Source organism: Acetobacterium fimetarium (genome assembly GCF_014284475.1).
In the GTDB taxonomy this organism is placed as follows: Bacteria; Bacillota; Clostridia; order Eubacteriales; family Eubacteriaceae; genus Acetobacterium; species Acetobacterium fimetarium.
This window is the reverse complement of record NZ_WJBC01000074.1, coordinates 1-1,068: the sequence shown is the minus strand read 5'-3', so window position 1 is coordinate 1,068 and position 1,068 is coordinate 1. Positions and strand designations below refer to the sequence as shown.

Annotated in this window: 1 protein-coding gene; it reads right to left on the bottom strand. The window is 31.9% G+C overall.

What is annotated here, in order from left to right; genetic code table 11:
• On the bottom strand, positions 1–1,068 hold a 1,068-nt coding region (locus GH808_RS15130), incomplete at both ends, for an Eco57I restriction-modification methylase domain-containing protein (RefSeq protein WP_186843605.1).

The following is a 1,068-nucleotide window of genomic DNA, read 5'->3' as shown; positions in this document are numbered from 1 at the left end:
ATTTTTGGAAAAATCCCTTTGTTAGATTTAGGCGAAGAAAGCTTATGGTAAAATGTCATTAACATAGAATTAACAATACCTAAAATATAATTAGTGTTTACTGTAAAATTAATACAGTTTATTATTGACGGGGTATTATAATATTCATCAATTGTATAACCAGCCAAAATTTTGGGATTCGTTATTTCTCTGATTAATATTCTAGGTGATGTAAAAAATTCCTGTTTTCTAGGTGCAGCTAGCCACTCACCGTAACTTATCCACTTTTCATTGTTCCATTTTACTGAATATCTATCAACATCCTTCCCCGCAAGTTCTCTACGATAAGTATGATCCTTTTGATAACTTGCGTGCCAAATCCTATTCTTGATCGTTTCTTCTGTATGACCTCTATATTTATCATACGGTATTAAGCCTTGTGATATTTCTGCCAATTCTCCTAAAGGGGTGCTATTCTCTAACACTTTTTTTAAAATAATAAGCTGTTCTTCGCTTTGTTCTAATATATTCAACCAATTATCAATTAGTTCAATCAGTTTTTCTTTTGAAACCTTCTTTTCTTTGCTAATTGCTATGTTTTTTTTGACAATAGTCAACTTCGTCAGCTTGGTTTCAAAATCAAGCCTTTCTTTCTCGAATAATATTATGCAATTTCTCACTTTTGCGCTGTCAAAGACTTCAATGGAAGACAAATTATCAATTGCTAAAAACGACCAACTATTTACTAAAGTAGCGCGATATTTTTTCGCAAAAACGTTTGACATAAACATATTTGGTATAATAAATGACAACACACCACTTGTACGTAGCAACTCATATCCCTTTTCCACAAAATAATTTGCTGACTCATAATCAGGTACCGTTGGATACTTTGCGGCTAAATATTGCTTATCTTTTTTTGAGAATTTTGCCCCATACGGCGGATTTCCAATTACAATATCAAACCCGCCTTTTTCTTTAAATATCTTAGCAAATTCCAGTTTCCACAAAAAATATGGTTTTGTCTTCTGTTTCAAACTCTCTTCATATTTTTCAAGCCCTTCGTTATTACCATCGTTTGTTAATTTT